Here is a 19344-nt window from a genome sequence, read left to right as displayed (position 1 = left end):
AAATAAAAAGAAATGAATGTAAAAGCTACTTTATCCGCTTTTACATCCATTTCTTATAACATCTCTTTTATTTCATCTTTTTGTAATCCATCATCAAACTCAAAAAGATCTTGCGTACGAAACACATCTTCCATCATTATCAAGAATTCTTTTTCATCTTGTGGCTCATCGTTAATCGTAAGAGAATAGGGCTCAATTTCATTCAACCTGTAATCGACAACAAATTGAATGACAATTTTTTGTCTTGCCATACCATTATTATATCCATGAAATTCTACTAATTCTAATCCATCTCCCCCGCGGTAATAAACCCAGGTTGGTTGCTTAAAATAGTGTTCAAACGATTCTCCAATAGAAAAGAAGGGATACTCATAAAGAGAACTTGCTCGTACTTTTTGAATGACATCTTGATCTGTGGGAAAGAAAAAGTGACTCATAAATATACTAGTCGCTGTCAAAATTGTAACAATAGCCGCTCCAATTTTACTTGTTCCACCATTATCACGAATAAGATAACTTTCAACAGCTTCGTCCTTTACCCCCCTTGCCTTTATTCGATATATTTTCCGCTCAGCAAATCGATAATATAGCCCATTAGCAAATATCCCAATTCCTATCATCATTAAAATGAGTAATAAAAAAGTAAGCGGCACCATATTTATGATTGGAAGTGCAACATTGAAACCCATATAATAGGAGAATGCATTACAAGCTACTAATAATATTACAAATAAACAAGCAGGTAAGTAATACTTTCGATAGCCAAACCATCCAACATTGAAAATAGCCGCCCATCCATTCCAACTCCACCCTGCTATTCGTTTTTTTTCTTTCTCCCATTTCCCTTTATAATATGGATAATGCGCTCCCACATATTGTTCCATATCTTTTTCTATTGGTGAGGTTTCCTCTTTTGTTCTATTATGTAAAACTTGCTGACAATCTTTACAATTGAACTGACTGTCAGGACAAGGATTCCCACAATTTATACAATGCAAAATAATCCCTCTTTCCGTGATTTGTCCGCTACTGATACTTCTATTGTCCAACATACTAAAAACTTAATGATTTGAAGAAAGAGGCTTTTACAGGATCGTACACCCACAAATAATAGGCGAAACCATTCAGATTAGATCGTAATATAGAATTCTTTTTCCTTTAATCAATGAAAACTACTATTTCCATCCGAACATTTTTTCGTCTTATTTTAAAATCCCCTCATGTTGTAATAACCATTCTTTTCGCCATAGTCCACCTGCATAGCCAACTAACTTTCCACTTTTTCCAATTACACGATGACATGGAACAATAATAGAAATCGGGTTGCGACTATTTGCTCCGCCAATCGCACGTACTGCCTTTGTGTTACCAACCTTTTCTGCAATATCTAGATAGGAAGCACTCACTCCATACGGAATCGTATAAAGTGCATCCCAAACATTCTTTTGAAATGGTGTTCCGACTGCTGATAGTGGTACTGTAAATTCAGTTCGCTTTTGATGAAAATATTCATCTAATTCAGCGAGACACTGTTCTACAATTTGACTTGTATTCTCTTCTTTCCGTTTCTCTACAAAAATAACAGACGTAATTCCTTCATCATTTGCAGTAATTTCAAGCAAACCTATTTCGCTTTCATAATACGCTCGGTACATGCTCCTACCCTCCAATTTGATTCATTTCAATAATTGTAACACAAATGTGCAATCTTTCGAGAATAAGCGTTTTATTATGGAAACAAAAATGATGATGATACAATTAAGAAAACTGTAATAAGGGGGAATAACTATGGGCTATCATCTTTTTTCACCTTATACGATGAAAGATATCACATTAAAAAATCGTATTGTTATGTCACCGATGTGTATGTACTCTTCAGAACACGAGGATGGAAAGGTTACAAATTTCCATCCTATCCATTATGCATCTCGAGCAGCTGGTCAAGTAGGTCTTGTAATGCTTGAAGCTACAGCTGTTGTACCTGAAGGACGTATTTCTAATAAAGATTTAGGTATATGGAATAATGATCATATTCCAGGTTTACAACAAACGGTTTCACTCATCCATGAAAATGGTGCCAAAGCAGCTATTCAATTAGCACACGCTGGACGAAAAGCTGAATTACATACAGATGCTGTGGCACCCTCGGCTGTTGCATTTAATGATGCTATGAAAATTCCGTTAGAAATGAATAAACAGCTAATCCAAGAAACAATTTCCGCTTTTCAAGATGCTGCATACCGCTCCAAACAAGTAGGATTTGATATTATTGAATTACATGCGGCTCATGGCTATCTCATTAATGAATTTCTTTCTCCATTATCAAACAAACGGACTGATGAATATGGTGGATCACCTGAAAATCGTTACCGTTTCTTAAGAGAAATCATTAATGCTGTAAATGCAGTTTGGAATGGTCCTTTATTTGTGCGTATTTCTGCTAATGACTATCACCCTGAAGGATTAACAGAACATGACTATGTTCAATTTGCAAAATGGATGAAAGAACAAGGGGTAGATGTAATTGATTGTAGTTCTGGTGCAGTTGTACCTGCACAAATTGATGTTTACCCTGGCTATCAAGTAAAATATGCAAATCATATAAAAAAACAAGCGCGCATCGCGACAGGCGCAGTAGGACTAATTACAAGTGGTATACAAGCAGAAGAAATTTTAGCAAATAATGAAGCGGACTTGATCTTTATTGGTCGCGAGCTACTTCGCAATCCATATTTCCCAAGAACAGCAGCCAACGAACTTGGATTTGAATTACAAGAACCACACCAATATCAACGTGCTCGCGGTAAAACAACCCCGACTCGCCGCTAAAATGAGATAAAACAAAAAGGAGAAGGACGTCCCTTCTCCTCTTTCATTATTTCATCATTGTAATCTCTGTAGAATTATAAATATGAACACCAGATTCTTCACGTAGCGCTGCTAGATACATCCCTTTTGCAACCTGCTCAGCTGTAATTGGCTTATACTTTTTTAAAGTACCATTAAATACAAATGGTACGATACCAAATATCTTCTCAGCCATTCTTTCTCCAAAACGAAATTCTTCTCGATCCCCAAGTAGTAATGATGGTCTAAATATATGAACTCCACCAATCACCAACTTTTGAAGTTCTTCCTCCATCTTCCCTTTTACTTGTGAATAAAAGAATAGAGATTTCGGATTGGCACCCATAGAAGAAATAACAAGAAAATTTTGCACACCTTGTTTTTCTGCTAAACAAGCTGCTCGTAATGTATATTCATAGTCTACTTTTTTAAAATTCGCTTTCGTTTTTGCTTTCTTAATTGTTGTCCCAAGACAGCTAAAGACATCATCAACAGCAAATAACTCTTTATACTCTTCTAATATAGAAAAGTCCACTTGTTTCTGTTGTAACTTTTCATGCTCCCATTGTAATGGTTTTCTTACAAAAACCATTACCGAATCATAGTAATCTGAATCAAGTAATAGCTGCGTCACTTCTTGTCCAACTAAACCACTTGCACCGAGTACTAGCGCTGTTCGTTTATTCATCTATCCCTATACCTCTTTATCTAATTTTATACCGTCCAATTAGGCAGTACCAATCCTATTTCTAGGAGTTTCCTTTTTACTTATTCTATCATAAGTAAAGCACTATGCGTGACGCAAGCGCTTTACTCACTCTTCTCTCTTGTTTTCTCTATTGGTAACTTTGTTATGATTGTAGAGTCACCCAGATTACTTATTAATGTTTTAAGGAAAATCAAAACACATGTTAATGGTAAAACAACTACTAATATCAATAAAATTGCCTCCATCAAGTAATCCACTCGCTCATCCCCTTTTCATCCCCTCTACCTCAATATATGAAAGCAATGTTGCCACTTATGCGACATTCATAAAAATTAATACTGCTCTTTTTGACAACTTTATAACAAAATCAAATCGAAATGATTATTATTTACTCCGCATTAACGTGCAGAAATATCCCCGCCTCAAAATCCAGCACAATAAAGATGTTTTATGGGGATCAACTGCCCGTAAAATCCTGATTGGTGAAGGCTAATAATTGGTACGGGACTTTATCCCACAACAATTAATGTTTCACTTTATTGCAACTTTCGTAAAGATGTATTATACTAAGTTCGCAACTTAAAACGTAATTATTACGTTTTGCAATAAAAATGTTTTTTCTCTTATTTTGGGAGAAAATAAAATTGGAAAAGAAAGAAAAGAGGAGAATTATATGAAGAAAAGATTAATGGTATTTTCTTTTATACTTATTTTCACATTAATTTTCGCTGGATGTTCCAGCAAAAAAGAAGGATTAGCAAAAAAAGATGGCAAACTTTCTGTGTATACAACCATTTTTCCACTTGCTGATTTCGCTAAAAAAATCGGTGGTGACTATGTAACTGTTGAAACAATTTATCCACCTGGTGCTGACTCTCATACATATGAGCCAAGTCAAAAACAAACGGTGCAAGTTGCAAAGGCAGATCTATTCGTATACAACGGCGCAGAATTAGAACCGTTTGCAGAAAAAATGGAAAAAACATTAAAAAAAGAAAATGTAAAAATTGTTAATGCATCTAAAGGCTTCGATCTTATCGCTTCATCAGAAGAAGAACATCATGAACACGAAGAAGGTCATAAAGAAGAAGAACATCACCATCACGACAAAGATCCACACGTATGGCTGGATCCTACACTCGCAATGAAACAGGCTGAAAAAATTAAAGATGCACTTGTAGCATTGCAACCAGATCATAAAAAAGAATTCGAGAAAAACTTCGCTGCTCTGCAAACAAAGTTTACTGACTTAGATGATCATTTTAAATCTGTTGTTTCAGGTGCAAAAACGAAAGATATTCTAGTTTCTCACGCTGCATATGGGTACTGGGAAAAACGCTATGGATTAAAACAAATACCAGTTGCTGGAATCTCTGCTTCCGATGAACCGTCACAAAAAGAACTGGCTAACATTACAAAAACAGTAAAAGATCATGGCTTGAAATATATTCTTTTTGAAACATTCTCTACTCCAAAAGTAGCAGAAGTTATTCAAAAAGAAACAGGAACGAAAATTTTACGTTTAAATCACCTCGCTACTATTTCTGAAGATGATGCAAAGAAAAACAAAGATTACTTCACATTAATGGAAGAAAACGTGAATGCTTTAAAAGAAGCTACAAGTTAAATGTACCTTTCCTCTAAGACAGCTGGACATATTCAGCTGTCTTTTTCCAATACATCAACTTGACTTAAACGAAAGAGCAAGTAAAATTATCCATATTAGCTTTATAACACTTCAGAAAGCGAGTTGGAACTATGAATCTTCACATTCGTGAAGTAACAGCAAACAATTGGCGTTCAGTCGCTGCTTTACAAGTAACAAAGGGGCAGCAACAATTTATTGAGAGTAATGCATTTTCTTTAGCAGAGTCTTTATTTGAAGGGGACGGAACGTCAGTAGGCTTATATGATGGAGAGACACTTGTTGGATATGCGATGTATGGTTGGTATTCAGCAAAAGATGATAGCGTATGGTTAGATCGTTTTATGATTGATTATCATTTCCAAGGAAACGGGTATGCAAAACGGTTTCTGCAGCTGCTAATCCAGTATTTACAACAAAAATTTCAATGTAGAAAAATTTATTTAAGTCTTCATCCAGACAACACACTAGCAATGAAACTATATGAGTCTTTCGGCTTTCACTTAACTGGTGATATTGATGATGAAGGACCCGTTGTTGGTGTTATAATGGAATTACAAATAAATGAAAGTATAAGCCTGTGAAAACAGGCTTATTTTACGCACTCTTTAAAATGTTCTTGGAACCATTCTTTATTAATATCTTTCCCAATGAAAACCACTTCACTTACGCGTTCTTCCCCTTCTTTCCACTCTCTATCATAAGAAGCAGCAAACAAAGTATGAACACCTTGAAAAACAACACGGCGATCCACTCCATCAATCGAAAGGATGCCCTTATATCGATATAAATACTCTCCTAATTCTTGAACGACAGCTGACATCCATTCATTCAACTTTTGTAAATCTAATGGCCGCTCTTCACGTAATACAAACGATTTCACACCTTCTAAATGATGGTGCTCTTTATGCGGATAAATTTCTAATGTATCACGTGTTTTAAACGTTTGAATTTCTAATAAAGCAGGAATATCTACTTCACAATTTGTCGTTGGTATTAATTTTGCCATCGGATTAATCCCTTGTAACTCAGTAAGAAGTTTTTCCTTATCCACTTCTTCAATTAAATCTACTTTATTTACTAAAATCATATCAGCAAAGGCAATCTGCTCTTTTGCTTCTAATCCTTTTTCAAAATGTTTATGTATATGATAACTATCTACCACTGTCACAACACCATTAATTTTGTATGCTGATTGAATAACTGGATCCAAAAAGAACGTTTGGATAATCGGTCCTGGGTTTGCAAGACCTGTTGTTTCAATCACCAGACCATCAAAATCCATTTTCCCTTCTGCTTTTACGTCAAGTAATTGTTTTAAAGCAACAAGTAAGTCTTCACGCACTGTACAGCATAAACAGCCATTTGTCATTTCCATAATTTCTTCTTCAACATTCATAATTAATTGATTATCAATGCCAATTTGACCTATTTCATTTACAATAACCGCTAGTTTTTTACCATGTTCTTCCGATAAAATACGATTTAATAATGTAGTTTTCCCAGATCCAAGAAAACCAGTTAAAATTGTTACTGGAATCATTTTTACAGCTCCTTATGCCTATATCTATATACATTATATCATACAGAAAAGACATATTTATTGTAAGCATCTCTTGCTAGCTATATAATATTACCAAACAAGAAAGCCTTTTCAAAAATATCATTATTCATCAAGGAGGTCTACTCAAAATGAAACGAATTCAGATGGCTAATAACCTTGAATTTTCTCGTATCATTCAAGGATTTTGGCGTTTAGCAGAATGGAATATGTCAAAACAAGAATTACTTTCTTTCATCGAAAATTGTATGGATATGGGAATTACAACTTTTGATCACGCTGATATTTACGGGGGATATACGTGCGAATCGTTATTTGGGGAATCATTACAATTAAAGACTTCTTTACGTGAAAGTATGCAAATTGTCACAAAATGTGGAATCGCTCCCTTATCACCAAAATTCCCAGAACGATATGTTGCTCACTATAATACTAGTGCTGAACATATCGTGAAAAGTGTAGAACAGTCGCTACAAAACTTACATACCGATTATATTGATTTGCTACTCATTCATCGACCTGACCCATTTATGGATCCAAGTGAAGTGGCAGTAGCTTTCACACGTTTACAGCAAGATGGAAAAGTACGTCATTTTGGCGTATCTAACTTTTTACCGTCTCAGTTTAATATGCTTAGCTCATATTTAGATTTCCCGCTCATTACAAACCAAATTGAAGTATCTGCGATGCAGCTTCAACATTTTGAAAAAGGTACAATTGACTTATGCCAAGAGAAAAGAATTAATCCCATGATTTGGTCTCCTCTTGCTGGTGGAGAAATCTTTACAGGACAAAATGAACGTGCTATACGCTTACGAGAAACTTTACAAAAGATTGCAAATGAATTAAATGTTGATAGCATTGATATTATCATGTATGCATGGCTACTTGCTCACCCAGCAAACATGATGCCAATCGTTGGTTCTGGTAAATTAGAGCGCGTGAAGACGGCAATCGAAGCTACAAAACTTACATTAGATCGTCAGCAATGGTTTACAATCTTTGAAAGTTCGAATGGACACCCCGTACCTTAATGTGCTAACACATTATAGTAGGTATTGAATACCCAACTCCTTTTTATGTTATAATTACCATAAAAAGGAGTTGGATTTATGAATAACTCGAATAAAGGTTACTCCTGGAAATTACTCAAAATTTGGTTATCTATTCCAAGAAGTGCAAGACTTGCATTCTTATGGGCTATTATTTTAGGAGTTTCCTATTTAGGCTGGGTAAAAATCATTAAACAATTCTTATAATGACTGAAACTTAAATAATAATACAATTCAAAAAGCAAAGCTACTACATTATTGCTCTGCTTTCTCATACCTATTTCTTGTCATCGCAAACACACATGTATCCCTTAATCCATTACCATCTACTGCTACACTACTGCTTTCTAAAACCCCTTCTAAGTTGAAACCCAACCTCTCTGGTATCGCTCTACTTTTTACATTTCGTGAATCACAGCGAATCTCTATCCGATTTGCCTTTAACTCAGTAAAAGCATAATTCATAATACCTTGCGCCGCTTCTGTCATATAGCCTTTTCCACCGAAGCGAGAATCTATCCAATATCCAATTTCAAATCTTGGTATTTCCCAATCGATACGATGCAATCCAGCAGATGCTACAAATTCGCCTGTTTCTTTTAAAAATACTAGTAATCTCAAATCTTCACGCTGTAAAAATTGAATATGCGACCTTCTTATACTCGCTTCGATTTCTTCTTCTGTTTGCTCCTTTTGAGCGAAAACCATCCACGGCTTTAGTTCTTCTACCGATGCATTGATAGCTTCATATACTGCTTTTCCATCCCCTGGTTTCGGCATTCGAATAAAAAGCCTGTCTGTGTAAAATTCAGAAGGAAAATCAAGTAATAATGGATTCATTCCAAACACTCCTCATCTTTCTTTTATATATAATAATATTAAATTTAAACTATATAGTAAATACTTTTCTGAATTTTACTTATTTTAAAACTTAAACAACACGCTCACTCAATTTATATGCACACTTTCTCTACTATTAAACTCATACAATCAACTGATTCACCTCTACCGCTGTACGTATTCCAGACTCAATCGCTCCTTGTATCCATCCATGATAAAGCGTTGTATGATCTCCTGCAAAATAAATTTTTCCTTCAGGTTTTACAATTGCTGGTTGCAATTCTACTTCTTGACCAGCTTGAAAAATAGCAAACCCTCCTAATGCATACGGATCTAACGTCCAACTTTTGGATATTCCTGACATAAATTCATCATACACTTGACCACCTAATATAGTCGCTAAATTTTGTAATGTATAATAGATGCGATCACCTTTCGATAATCCATCCCATAATAATGCATCAAAAGACCATGTATAACTTCCAAGCATAATAGCGGGTCCTTTTGAACCAATCCCATGACTCGGATAATATGCATAACGGATTGGTAAATCCGTTATAATCCTTCCCCCTAATTGACCCTGTTCTTCCCAAAAGCGACTTTTAAACTGAATTCCTATTTTCGTAGCAGCCATATAATGTAATTCACGAATCGCTCTCCACTTTTCATGTGATACAGAATCGAAAGGATCAATTTCCACAAAGCGCATTGTAGAAAACGGAATTGTAATAATAACTAAATCACCGGTTATACTACTATATTCAAACGTTTCTTCATGTCTACAATAAGCTGTTATTCCTTTTTGATGTTGATGAAGTTTCATCAATTTTTGATTGTATATAATATCATCTTGTAACTGCGGTAAAAAAGATTTTGGAAGCTGATCATTGCCCCCTTTAATTTCACAAAAACCACTTTCTTGCTGCAAAATATATATAAATCGTAACGTTTCAACAAATGATTTTTCTAAAAAACCTTCTAAGTCCAAAAGTACACCAATCATCTCAATCGTTACTGGTGAAAAATACGTTTTATATTGATACGGATGATATTTTAAAAACTGTGCTGTTGAATACTTTCCGAAGTCTTGTTCAACAATCTTCCAGTTTTTATCTGGGTCTCTTTTAATAAAATCAATAATTGGCTGTACTGCTAATAATAATAACTCCTCAGAGGTCTTTCCCACCTCATTCACTGCAACTGGATACTTTAAAATACTAGGATTATTTTCATATTGCTGCAACGTCGTTTTTTTACCATTCACATAAATAATATCTGTCTCATTTCGATTAATAAAAGGAGTTACTTGCAACCCGAACTTTCTTATATACGCCATCGTTAGTGTATGTATATATGGTATACGCATCGCTCCAACATCTAAATATAATCCAGTGTCCTCCATTCTAACAGTCTCAATTCGGCCTCCTATACGGTTATTCGCTTCTAAAATTTTCACAGAATGCCCTGCGTTTTTAAGTAACGATGCTGATACTAAACCAGCCATTCCAGCACCAACTATAATGATTTGTTTTGGCTCTACTGTTTTCGGTAATCCTTTATCAATAATTTTCAACATTTCATCAGTTGTAACACGGGATTGTGTATGCACTTGCATCATTCCACCCCTTGCTTTAAAAAATACAAAACAGTGATTCTTTGAATTGTATTCATAAGTATAGTAGAACAACACAATATATTTCAGAATATTCATTAATAATTCACAGAGATTTACTCTCATTCGCCATTCCTTATCATATAATAAAGATGCAGATAGGAAATGTAAGGAAAGGATTGATAACAATGAAACGCACTTACGACTATCTTGAAACAAAAAAACATTTAGAATTAAAAAAACAACTATTATGCAAAAAATTATTAAATGTAAATTTAACTGAAGAAGATCGAAATCAAATTAAGATGGAGATCGATAACTACGAATATATTTTAACTTTAGTGGAGATGAATCATTATGAACGTGGCATTTCTCATAACAAGCGGATGTAAAAACATTCGCTTGTTTATTTGAGGATAAATTAAAGTCATATCGGTTGCTAGCAGAAGCATAAAAAAGAGATGCATCACATAGAGTGATGCATCTCTTTTTTATACTTCTGTTTTCGTAATATATTCAACAGCTTCTTTCAATACGTCTTCAAATTGTTCAGGGTAATCATGGTTTACGTTAGATATAACTTTATACTTATATTGTATGTTTTTCGTTTCCAATAGCTTCACAAACCTCTGTGTACATTCAAAGCAATCTTCATCCTGATCCCCACAAATAATATATCCCTTAATACCTTTATCTTTCAATTTATTCAACAAGTCTTCCCATTCTTCAATCTCAGGAACCCACGGTGCTACAAAAACAAAACCTTGTACCGCTATATCTTCGTTTAATATTGCATGTAGCGCCACCCTTGCACCAGCAGAAAAGCCTCCGATAATTGTATGATTTAGCTCACCACGATTGTTCGCTATAATACTTTCATAATGCTCCTTTAACTCACGGGATCCCTTTTCGACATGATCCCAAACATAACCTTCTGAAAATTGAATTTGAGAGGACTGCGGTAATGCTAACAAATAACCTTGATTCACAACCGGTTTCCAATACGGTTCTGCTATTTTTATATTTTCTTGATTACCATGCACTGCAATTAATAAATTGTTATGAATACCGCTCTTCCCTTGTAGCGTTTTCAAATGAACTTGTTCAGATTTCTTTGCTGCTTCTTCTCTTTCTTTACATAACTGAATCATCTGATTAAATTCTTCATATTTATGAAGCGGTTTTAAATCTTCGTCCGTAATCAAATATTCATATCCATACCAAAACTCATTTTCGACAATCGCTTCTTTCATTATATGTAAAGCTTCTTTCTCAAGCCCAGATGCACTTGCCAATGCATATCTAAAATTAAATATTTGCGCCTTATTACCACCAGTTACCTTGTCTGCATTTTTAGTAATATAATAATATGCTTCTAAACTACCATCTTTCGCGTAACATTCTAACGTCTCATTTAGTAAACCAATGTAAGTAACCTTATTCATCTACACTTACCTCCCGTAACCTTTTAGGAATATATATTTCTTTAACATGCTTTCAGTCACCCTAAGGTTCCGGTAATACATACTGTCAAATTTTAAATATTAGATTAACAGTAACTACTCCCACTCTTAGGATAACGTTTACAAAATAACTTACAATTTTTCATAATACATCACTCCTTTCTATCTCTTATATAATTAAATACAAAATTGACAGAAAAGTCAATTTATAAAACAAAATATACTATAGTTTCACATTTCTTTTAACAAAAAAACAACAATATATCATTGTTGTTTTTTTGTTAAACAATATTTTTTTTACTTTTATCTGGTTTACTTGAGACTAAATAATGTTTCTCTGAAATATATAATTTTCGCTTTAATATACGATCTAAATACGGTGCTAGTTTCATTCCACATATAAGGCGATCCTCATCGTTTTCTACAATAGGAAACATTTCTTTTTCGGTAACATATTGGTCTACCGCTTTTTGTACAATATCAATTTCTTTTACAAGTTCTAAATTTTCTTCTGTATGTTCAAATACCTCAAGTGTTTCCTTCGTTATAATGAACGTATTTGTAGGAAATGCTGGTAGATATGGTTTTAATAAGTCATAATTCACTGTATAATCTTCATTAACTAATACTGTATAAACAATATTGGCATTTTTTTCTAGAAATTTAGCCATTGCTTGTTCTAATTCATCTTTCGTAATTTGCCTCTCCTCTTTTCCACTTTTGAAAAAGCGAAACATTGTATCGCCTCCTTTTTACTATATTATACCATAAAAAGAAAGCTTAAAAATCATAAAAAAACCCATCGAAAGAATTTTCAATAGGTTTTCAATATCTTATTTTAAGAATGCACTTAACATCCAAACATGTTGTTCTAATGTTGTATGAATCGCTAATAGCATATCTGCTGATGTTTCGTCTCCAGCCTCGTCCGCTACTTCCATACCCTCTTTTAATTCTTGAATGATTGCTGAGAAATCCTTTACTAATATTTGTACCATTTCTTCAGCCGATTCTTTACTCGTTCCTTCATGTACAGTAGATGTTTCTAAATACTCTTTCATTGTTGCTAATGGTTTTCCTTCTAACGCTAAAATACGCTCTGCTAATTCATCAATATACGTTGCTGCTTCTGTATAAAACTCTTCAAATTTTTCATGTAATGTAAAGAAGTGTGGGCCTGTTACATACCAGTGATAGTTATGAAGTTTTACATATAACACACTCCAGTTTGCTACCTGTTTGTTTAATACTTCAACAACATTTGTTTTTGTACTCATTCAATCCACTCCTCTTATTATCTTATAATTATTCTCTTTTAAGAACACATTCTTATTGTACCATAAATTCCCTACTCATCCAAATCATCCACCTATATGTCACAAAGTTGCAACAACTTTAATCATTTACTAATGTTGAAAAATCTATGTACCCTTTCTTTCACTTCATATGTCTAATTGTCCAAGCTCACACATATGCATAATAATAGGTCACGTTCATCATAGTAGAAAGAGGGATTACATGGATAATCAGCAGTGGAAAGTAGCTAAAAAAGTTGCTGCTACTTATATTGGGACTGTCGTTGGGGCTGGATTTGCAACCGGACGAGAAATTGTTGAATTTTTTACGATTAACGGATTATACGGAACAATTGGAATATGCATAAGTGGAATTCTTTTCATTTGGCTGGGTACAAAAATGATGTTACTTTCTTCACAAATCGGTGCATTTTCCGCTCAGGAATTTAACAGATATTTGTTTGGTGATGTATTTGGAAATGTGATAAACACTTTGTTATTACTCGTACTTTTTGGTGTAACAAGTGTCATGCTATCAGGTGCTGGTGCTGTATTCGAGGAACAACTACGTCTACCACGACAACTCGGTATTCTCATTACAGTTATCGCGTGTATTATCATTGGAAGCCGCGGCTTACAAGGTGTATTTGAAGTAAATACACTTGTCGTACCAATTATGATGATTTTTATTATCGGACTTGCTATTACAACTTTTATTCATGGTGCGATCCCTATCCTTAACACAGTTCCGACAGAGAGTTGGAATATGAAATGGGTAACAAGTCCCCTTACATATGTCGCCTTAAATCTTTCTCTCGCCCAAAGTGTTCTGGTACCGCTAGCAAGCGAAGTAAAAGATCAAAAAGCGATTCTATGGGGCGGAATTTTAGGAGGAGCTGGGCTGTGTTTTATTCTATTATGTAGTCATCTAGCTATTTTATCTATTGATCAATTTTACCAATATAATATTCCTATGGCTGAAGTAGTAAGAAGATTTAATGCTACTTTCCATTTTTTCTTTGTCCTTATTATTTTTGGGGAAGTATTTACAACATTAGTTGGAAACGTATTTGGGATGACAAAACAAATGCAGTCTATTACTGGCTGGAAGAGCAACCATATTATTTATTTTATTTTACTTATTAGTTATTGTTTTAGCTATATTGGTTACAGTGAACTTCTTCATATCTTATATCCTATCATCGGATGGGTTAGCATCATTCTTCTGCCAATTATCGCATATAAACAGTTAGAAAAAACATAGTAAAAAAGCATCCGCTATGTACGGATGCTTTTTTACTCACAATCTTCACAGACTTCCCAATATAGCCCCATTTCTACTGCGAGAAATGGTTTTAATTGTAACCGAATCATTCTGCTTGGCATACGCTCTAAAACAAATTGAACCGCTTCTTCATCCTCTTCTAACTCGGTTTTTAAGATTGCTATTCGTTGTATAGTTGTAATCTGCCGACCCTCTTTATATAAAGTAATTCGCAACTCGTCATATTCATTAAAAAACAATTCTACACTCATATGTTCCGTTGATACACTATTAACAATTGAATATTGACCATCTTCTTCTTGGATTATATATTTCCAGCCATTTTTCTTATCTTCCATTGGAGCAACTTGAAATAATGACATCAAATCCCCGTATAGCATAAGATAACCCCTCTCTTACTAAAAAACAATGAGTATTTTATATACCCTTTTTCTCTATCACTATCAATTTTATTGTACCATATATCAATTGACTTGCTGTATTCATCTGCCTGTTCTACTTTATCACTTTTATATAAATTATGAAAAAAAACAGGAATGACTTTTATCATTCCTGTTTTTCATCAAAATACTTTTCCTGTAGCAGCTAAAGCTAATACTGCTATAAAACTTGCGAATAATAACGAGACAATAAAACTAAAAATCGGTAATGTTTTCTTTTCATTCTTTTTAAACAATAGTCTTAAACTAATAAAGATATTTAGTGGTACAAATATGAAATAAAAATATTTAATAATTTGTACGACACCACTCGAACTATTTAAAAGTGTTTTAAATACAAACACCTCAATTAAAAAGATAAGAAAAAATGAAATACTTAACCAAAATGAGGCATAGCTAAGCCAAGAATGTCTTTTAGTTCCCCAGTACACTCCCATACTCTTCTCCTTTATAAATAGTCTATTTTACAATAATTATACACGTATATAACAAAATCCTTTATTTTCCGACTATAATTTTCTGTTTTTTATAGAATAAATGACAAAAAACCAAAAGCACTCTATTTGCTTTTGGTTTTTTAATTTATTCTACTTTTTCCGATTCTGCTTTGTTATTTTTCTCCACTTCCCTCGTTCAGCACGAGCGAGCACTGGATCTTGTTTTCTCATCGCGTATGCAATCTCTCTTTGCAATTTTTTATAATTTCGCAAACGGTTTTCTGCTAAAACACCTTCATCAATAGCCTTGCGAACGGCACACCCAGGTTCATTTTCATGCTCACAATCACGGAAACGACATCCTTCCGCAAGTTTCTCAATATCAGAAAACGCTGCATGAATTGCTTCGCTTCCCTCCCATAGTTGAAGCTCTCGCATTCCTGGTGTGTCAATCACTAGGCCACCGCTTGGTAATTGGAACAACTCACGATGAGTCGTAGTATGTCTTCCCTTACTATCCTCTTCTCGAATACCACCTGTTTTTGCAACTTCACTTCCCATTAATGCATTTAACAAAGTAGATTTACCCGCACCAGATGAACCGACAAGGGCAATCGTTTTGCCAGAAGCAACAAATTGTTTCAATGATTCAATTCCTGTTTGCTGCAAACTATCAACCGCAAAGATCGGAACACCCATGGCTACCGCTTCTGTTTCCAATATCTTTTGCTCCATTTCTTCACATAGGTCACTTTTCGTCAAAACAATAATAGGCATTGATCCACTTTCATAAGCTAATAATAAATAACGTTCGATTCTTCTTACGTTAAAATCATGATTAAGCGCATTGACTAAGAAAAGATAATCAACATTTGCTGCCACAATCTGTTCAGCCGTTCTCTCGCCAGCTGCTTGCCTAGAAAAGGAGCTTCTTCTTGGGAAAACATGATGAATAATAGCCTTGCCTTCCTCTTCTATTTTCTTTATATGCACCCAATCACCAACTGCTGGATAATCCCCTTTATCTAATGCTTCATGACGAAATTTCCCGGATAACTCAGCTATATACTCACCATCATCACAAATAATACGATACATGTGCTTATGTTCAAGTAAAATACGACCTACTTCATATTTTTCTATAGATTGATCCTCAAAAAAAGAATCCCATCCAAATGATTCTAAACGATTTTGATTCAAATTTTTATCCTCCCTATTTTGAACTCAGTGGAAGGAATACGCGATTCTTACAAAGTACCGCTCTTTCCGTCCACCTTTGTATTCGCTTTAACATTCATATCAATAATCATCGCCATAACACATCACTCCGTTCTTACTTTAGTTAATTTCATTATATGTGATAGAATTTTGAAAAGCTACTTTATTTAACTGATTTTTCAGATACATTTCTTTTATTGTTCTTATTTGCCCACGATGGCTGATTTCATCTTCTAGTACATGAAACCACAAATAGTACTGATTATATACGACGCCGTTTTCCCATCGTCCTTCTGACATTAACCAATCATCATCTTTTTTTAATCTTTTATTTCTTGCAATGTGACCGCTCTTGCATGCTCAAGCATATTAACAAGTTGTCCAATATTTTTCATATAGCCCTCTACATCCTTTTTTCGATAATCTAACAGATTTTACCGAAAGAGTACCCCTACTTTAAACGAAGTTAAGTGGGGGAGTATTCATATTCATTTTCTTGCCCCCTTTTCTAAACTCGTAATAATGAAAAGTGATATCATATAATAGACTGAAATATATCTAAATTTTCTGTTATAATAAAAATGAACAAGCACGTAGCCAGACCAAATTTTCTCAATATGCTGATATAAAATTTAAAAAGGAATACAAATACAAAAAACGAATCTTATTCACTAAAAGGAGTGGATTTGATGGAGATGTATCAATGGCTAACTGCTGTTCTCATTGGTGGCGTTACTGGTTTCGTTTCCCATCTTATCAATAACCAAGGCAAGTTATTGCTTCCACGCCGTTTAAAAACATTTTTTCACCTCGGGTTTTTCACTGATATTTTAACTGGTAGTCTTGCGGCACTTCTGGGACTCGTCTTATTTGATGTGAATACTTTAAAAGAAATTATTAAAGTGTCCATTGTCACTGCCATTTCAGGGCAAACATTTTTACTTCATCAAGCTCTCGGTGGTGAACAAGCAAAAAACACACAGATTGGTAAAGCTGATGAAAAAATCCAAGAAATTGACAAATTATTGCGACGTTAAGCTATACTTCATTTGAAATTTACTGTTATAATGGGGAATAAATATTTCTGAATTGCGTCGTCTGTCAGAAGAAAGGGTGTTTCGTATGACAAAACAAAAAATAGAAGATTTCTTAACAGACTCTGAAAAAGAGGAACTGATAGAAAACTATAAATGTTTACGAGCAGCCCGCACAAAGCGCGAAGCTAACTATTTTGGTGAAGCAGTCAATCACCTATTGGATAAAGCAAAAAAACGAATTATCGAAGAAGCAGGAATAGAAGATGAAAATGCTGCAACTATTCAATCTAAACGAAAAGCACTGTTTTAGTAATATTACTAAAACAGTGCTTTTCGTCATTTTGTTTACATAATTATTTTATCTTATACTAATAGAAAGTCAAAACTTGATTCATTCAAATCATCATCAATGGCGAATCTTCCACTGATGGAAGTATCATTTTATAGTTATTCAATTATGAAATAACGCTCTACTTTTCACTGTCTTCTTTTTCTATATGCCGATCACTTCTTCTAAACACAAGATTTCAATTCGAACAAAAAATTTAAACGCTAGATTCCAAGGATTACTTGATACACTCTTACATGGGACAGAACCATACTAAAAAACATCTCATATTCAAATGAGATGTTTTTTAGTAACAATTATTCTTTTAACAAATCTATTAATCCATTTCCTTCTGATGTTCGCTCATACCCTAATGGTACAGTACGTTTAATAAGCTGTGCGTAAATTTCTGGCTCTGATAACTTTCTTCCATATTCTCTTTCGCATTGCTTAATCAGAAGCGCTAATACTCCTGCAATATGCGGTGTTGCCATTGAAGTCCCACTTAATACCGCATACTTTCCTTCTGGATAAGTGGAGAGGATTTTCTCCCCTGGTGCAACTAAATCAATTTCTTGATTTGAATTACTAAAGCAAGCGAGTTTCCTTTCTAAATTAACAGCCCCTACCTCAATTACTTCTGAATATGCACCCGGAAAATCTAATTCTTCCGTTTTATCACTGCAATCTCCATTATTTCCTGCAGCACATACGACAAGTACGTCCTGTTTTACAGCATGTTGAATGACTTCATGTAGCTCTGGTACATCTTGTGGTCCACCAAGTGACATAGAAATAATCCGTACTCGTTCTTGATTCGGTCCTCTCCAACGTACAGCATAATCAATCGCTTCAATAATTTGTTGATAGCTTCCCGAGCCATCTCCTGATAATACTTTTAGCACTAATAACTTGGCAAGTGGCGCAACTCCTAGGACTCCAACACCATTTTCTGCTGCTGCAATTGTTCCTGCAACATGCGTACCGTGACCATTATTATCAAGATAAATTTTCGGATCACCTTCATAATCCTCAGTGAAATTTCTTCCACCAATAATACGATCTTTTAAATCAACATGATTTATATCACAACCTGTATCTAATACCGCAACTATAATATCTTTCCCTTTTGCACTCTTTTCCCAAACTTCAGGAGCATGAATCAGTTGTACACCTGGCGGAATTTCATTCACTTGCTCCACTACTTTATTTACCGTAAACGGAATTAATTGAATACCCTTTTGCCTACTTACTGTACTACTGTTCATCGTGATCCCTCCTAAAAATATATTATCCCCCTAAATTGAACGCGCTTACATTTAATGATAACATTCGTTTTCTCACTCTTATTTTCCTGCTTCAAGATTTTTCTCAATACAAAAACATCTCTTTCATCAGATATGCTGACGAAAAAGACGTTTGTAAAATCTTCTGTTAATAAAGCAACTAATAACTTTACAATATATGTATATTACTTTCTTGCAAACAAATCCAGCGTAAGACAAATATATGTGAAAAACAAGGTTATTCACATAAAAAAAATCTCTTACCACCATGTGTTAAGAGGTTTTTTTT

23 protein-coding genes and 1 pseudogene are annotated in these 19344 nt (G+C 34.3%); 10 read left to right on the top strand and 14 right to left on the bottom strand.

Annotated elements, in window-relative coordinates; all coding sequences use genetic code 11:
* Positions 1-53: 53 nt before the first annotated feature.
* Both CN288_RS15455 and CN288_RS15450 read right to left on the bottom strand, forming a co-directional pair.
* Positions 54-998, bottom strand: coding sequence for a DUF2628 domain-containing protein (locus CN288_RS15455; protein ID WP_026592245.1), 945 nt, complete (start codon positions 996-998; stop codon positions 54-56).
* Positions 999-1202: 204 nt separating this feature from the next.
* Positions 1203-1655 (bottom strand): methylated-DNA--[protein]-cysteine S-methyltransferase, encoded by a 453-nt coding sequence (locus CN288_RS15450; protein ID WP_026592246.1) that lies wholly within the window; start codon positions 1653-1655, stop codon positions 1203-1205.
* Positions 1656-1788: 133 nt separating this feature from the next.
* Here CN288_RS15450 and namA point away from each other — a divergent pair, with 133 nt between their 5' ends.
* Positions 1789-2829: an NADPH dehydrogenase NamA gene (gene namA, locus CN288_RS15445; protein ID WP_090688677.1), complete on the top strand. Its 1041-nt coding sequence runs from the start codon at positions 1789-1791 to the stop codon at positions 2827-2829.
* A 46-nt stretch (positions 2830-2875) separates the two neighbouring features.
* Here namA and CN288_RS15440 read toward each other — a convergent pair whose 3' ends face one another.
* On the bottom strand, positions 2876-3535 hold the full coding sequence (locus CN288_RS15440; protein ID WP_026592248.1) for an oxidoreductase: 660 nt from the start codon (positions 3533-3535) through the stop codon (positions 2876-2878).
* A 226-nt stretch (positions 3536-3761) separates the two neighbouring features.
* On the opposite strand from CN288_RS15440, the gene CN288_RS28820 reads away from it, so the two are divergent.
* The 3 genes from CN288_RS28820 (at position 3762) to CN288_RS15425 (ending at position 5785) form a co-directional block, all read left to right on the top strand.
* Positions 3762-4049: a hypothetical protein gene (locus tag CN288_RS28820; protein WP_176527680.1), complete on the top strand. Its 288-nt coding sequence runs from the start codon at positions 3762-3764 to the stop codon at positions 4047-4049.
* A 180-nt stretch (positions 4050-4229) separates the two neighbouring features.
* Positions 4230-5183: a metal ABC transporter substrate-binding protein gene (locus CN288_RS15430; protein ID WP_026592250.1), complete on the top strand. Its 954-nt coding sequence runs from the start codon at positions 4230-4232 to the stop codon at positions 5181-5183.
* A gap of 131 nt (positions 5184-5314) precedes the next feature.
* Positions 5315-5785: a GNAT family N-acetyltransferase gene (locus CN288_RS15425; RefSeq protein ID WP_098302579.1), complete on the top strand. Its 471-nt coding sequence runs from the start codon at positions 5315-5317 to the stop codon at positions 5783-5785.
* Positions 5786-5793: 8 nt separating this feature from the next.
* Here CN288_RS15425 and CN288_RS15420 read toward each other — a convergent pair whose 3' ends face one another.
* Positions 5794-6744, bottom strand: coding sequence for a CobW family GTP-binding protein (locus CN288_RS15420; RefSeq protein ID WP_026592252.1), 951 nt, complete (start codon positions 6742-6744; stop codon positions 5794-5796).
* Between the two features lie 149 nt (positions 6745-6893).
* Between CN288_RS15420 and CN288_RS15415 the strand changes: the two genes are divergently transcribed.
* Together CN288_RS15415 and CN288_RS28815 are read left to right on the top strand one after the other, a co-directional pair.
* A complete protein-coding gene (locus CN288_RS15415; RefSeq protein WP_026592253.1) occupies positions 6894-7796 on the top strand; it encodes an aldo/keto reductase in 903 nt (300 codons plus the stop codon).
* Positions 7797-7874: 78 nt separating this feature from the next.
* On the top strand, positions 7875-8021 hold the full coding sequence (locus tag CN288_RS28815) for a hypothetical protein (protein ID WP_170833619.1): 147 nt from the start codon (positions 7875-7877) through the stop codon (positions 8019-8021).
* A gap of 48 nt (positions 8022-8069) precedes the next feature.
* Here the strand turns inward: CN288_RS28815 and CN288_RS15410 are convergent, their stop codons facing one another.
* Complete coding sequence (locus CN288_RS15410) at positions 8070-8654, bottom strand: GNAT family N-acetyltransferase (protein WP_090688659.1); 585 nt, start codon at positions 8652-8654, stop codon at positions 8070-8072.
* Between the two features lie 142 nt (positions 8655-8796).
* Positions 8797-10269, bottom strand: coding sequence for a flavin monoamine oxidase family protein (locus CN288_RS15405; protein WP_026592255.1), 1473 nt, complete (start codon positions 10267-10269; stop codon positions 8797-8799).
* A gap of 185 nt (positions 10270-10454) precedes the next feature.
* On the opposite strand from CN288_RS15405, the gene CN288_RS15400 reads away from it, so the two are divergent.
* Positions 10455-10658, top strand: coding sequence for a DUF3896 family protein (locus tag CN288_RS15400; protein WP_026592256.1), 204 nt, complete (start codon positions 10455-10457; stop codon positions 10656-10658).
* 99 nt (positions 10659-10757) lie between these two features.
* Here CN288_RS15400 and CN288_RS15395 read toward each other — a convergent pair whose 3' ends face one another.
* The 3 genes from CN288_RS15395 to CN288_RS15385 all read right to left on the bottom strand — a co-directional run bounded on the left by CN288_RS15395 (position 10758) and on the right by CN288_RS15385 (position 13006).
* Complete coding sequence (locus CN288_RS15395) at positions 10758-11711, bottom strand: alpha/beta hydrolase (RefSeq protein WP_026592257.1); 954 nt, start codon at positions 11709-11711, stop codon at positions 10758-10760.
* A gap of 299 nt (positions 11712-12010) precedes the next feature.
* Positions 12011-12466: a DUF3939 domain-containing protein gene (locus CN288_RS15390; RefSeq protein ID WP_026592258.1), complete on the bottom strand. Its 456-nt coding sequence runs from the start codon at positions 12464-12466 to the stop codon at positions 12011-12013.
* 96 nt (positions 12467-12562) lie between these two features.
* Entirely contained in the window at positions 12563-13006 is a 444-nt protein-coding gene (locus CN288_RS15385; RefSeq protein ID WP_026592259.1) for a Dps family protein, read from the bottom strand.
* Between the two features lie 241 nt (positions 13007-13247).
* Between CN288_RS15385 and CN288_RS15380 the strand changes: the two genes are divergently transcribed.
* The gene (locus CN288_RS15380) at positions 13248-14288 is read left to right on the top strand and encodes a YkvI family membrane protein (RefSeq protein ID WP_026592260.1); all 1041 of its coding nucleotides are present in this window, start codon (positions 13248-13250) and stop codon (positions 14286-14288) included.
* 32 nt (positions 14289-14320) lie between these two features.
* On the opposite strand, the gene CN288_RS15375 is transcribed toward CN288_RS15380, so the two are convergent.
* The 4 genes and pseudogenes from CN288_RS15375 to CN288_RS15360 form a co-directional block, all read right to left on the bottom strand.
* Positions 14321-14689, bottom strand: coding sequence for a DUF3979 family protein (locus CN288_RS15375; protein WP_026592261.1), 369 nt, complete (start codon positions 14687-14689; stop codon positions 14321-14323).
* A gap of 182 nt (positions 14690-14871) precedes the next feature.
* Positions 14872-15186, bottom strand: a complete 315-nt coding sequence (locus tag CN288_RS15370) for a hypothetical protein (RefSeq protein ID WP_026592262.1) — start codon at positions 15184-15186, stop codon at positions 14872-14874.
* Positions 15187-15336: 150 nt separating this feature from the next.
* Positions 15337-16386 (bottom strand): ribosome small subunit-dependent GTPase A, encoded by a 1050-nt coding sequence (rsgA, locus tag CN288_RS15365; RefSeq protein ID WP_026592263.1) that lies wholly within the window; start codon positions 16384-16386, stop codon positions 15337-15339.
* Positions 16387-16524: 138 nt separating this feature from the next.
* Positions 16525-16725: pseudogene (locus CN288_RS15360) on the bottom strand (hypothetical protein); the annotation flags it as partial.
* Positions 16726-17093: 368 nt separating this feature from the next.
* Between CN288_RS15360 and CN288_RS15355 the strand changes: the two are divergent.
* Together CN288_RS15355 and CN288_RS15350 are read left to right on the top strand one after the other, a co-directional pair.
* Positions 17094-17441, top strand: a complete 348-nt coding sequence (locus CN288_RS15355; protein WP_026592265.1) for a DUF4257 domain-containing protein — start codon at positions 17094-17096, stop codon at positions 17439-17441.
* 85 nt (positions 17442-17526) lie between these two features.
* Complete coding sequence (locus CN288_RS15350; RefSeq protein WP_026592266.1) at positions 17527-17751, top strand: hypothetical protein; 225 nt, start codon at positions 17527-17529, stop codon at positions 17749-17751.
* 335 nt (positions 17752-18086) lie between these two features.
* Here the strand turns inward: CN288_RS15350 and CN288_RS15345 are convergent, their stop codons facing one another.
* Positions 18087-19037, bottom strand: a complete 951-nt coding sequence (locus CN288_RS15345; protein ID WP_026592267.1) for a S8 family peptidase — start codon at positions 19035-19037, stop codon at positions 18087-18089.
* Between the last annotated feature and the right edge of the window lie 307 nt (positions 19038-19344).

Source organism: Bacillus sp. AFS023182, assembly GCF_002560575.1.
Lineage (GTDB): Bacteria > Bacillota > Bacilli > Bacillales > Bacillaceae_G > Bacillus_A > Bacillus_A arachidis.
Note: the sequence above shows the minus strand (reverse complement) of the source record. Positions and strands in the feature narration are given on the sequence as shown.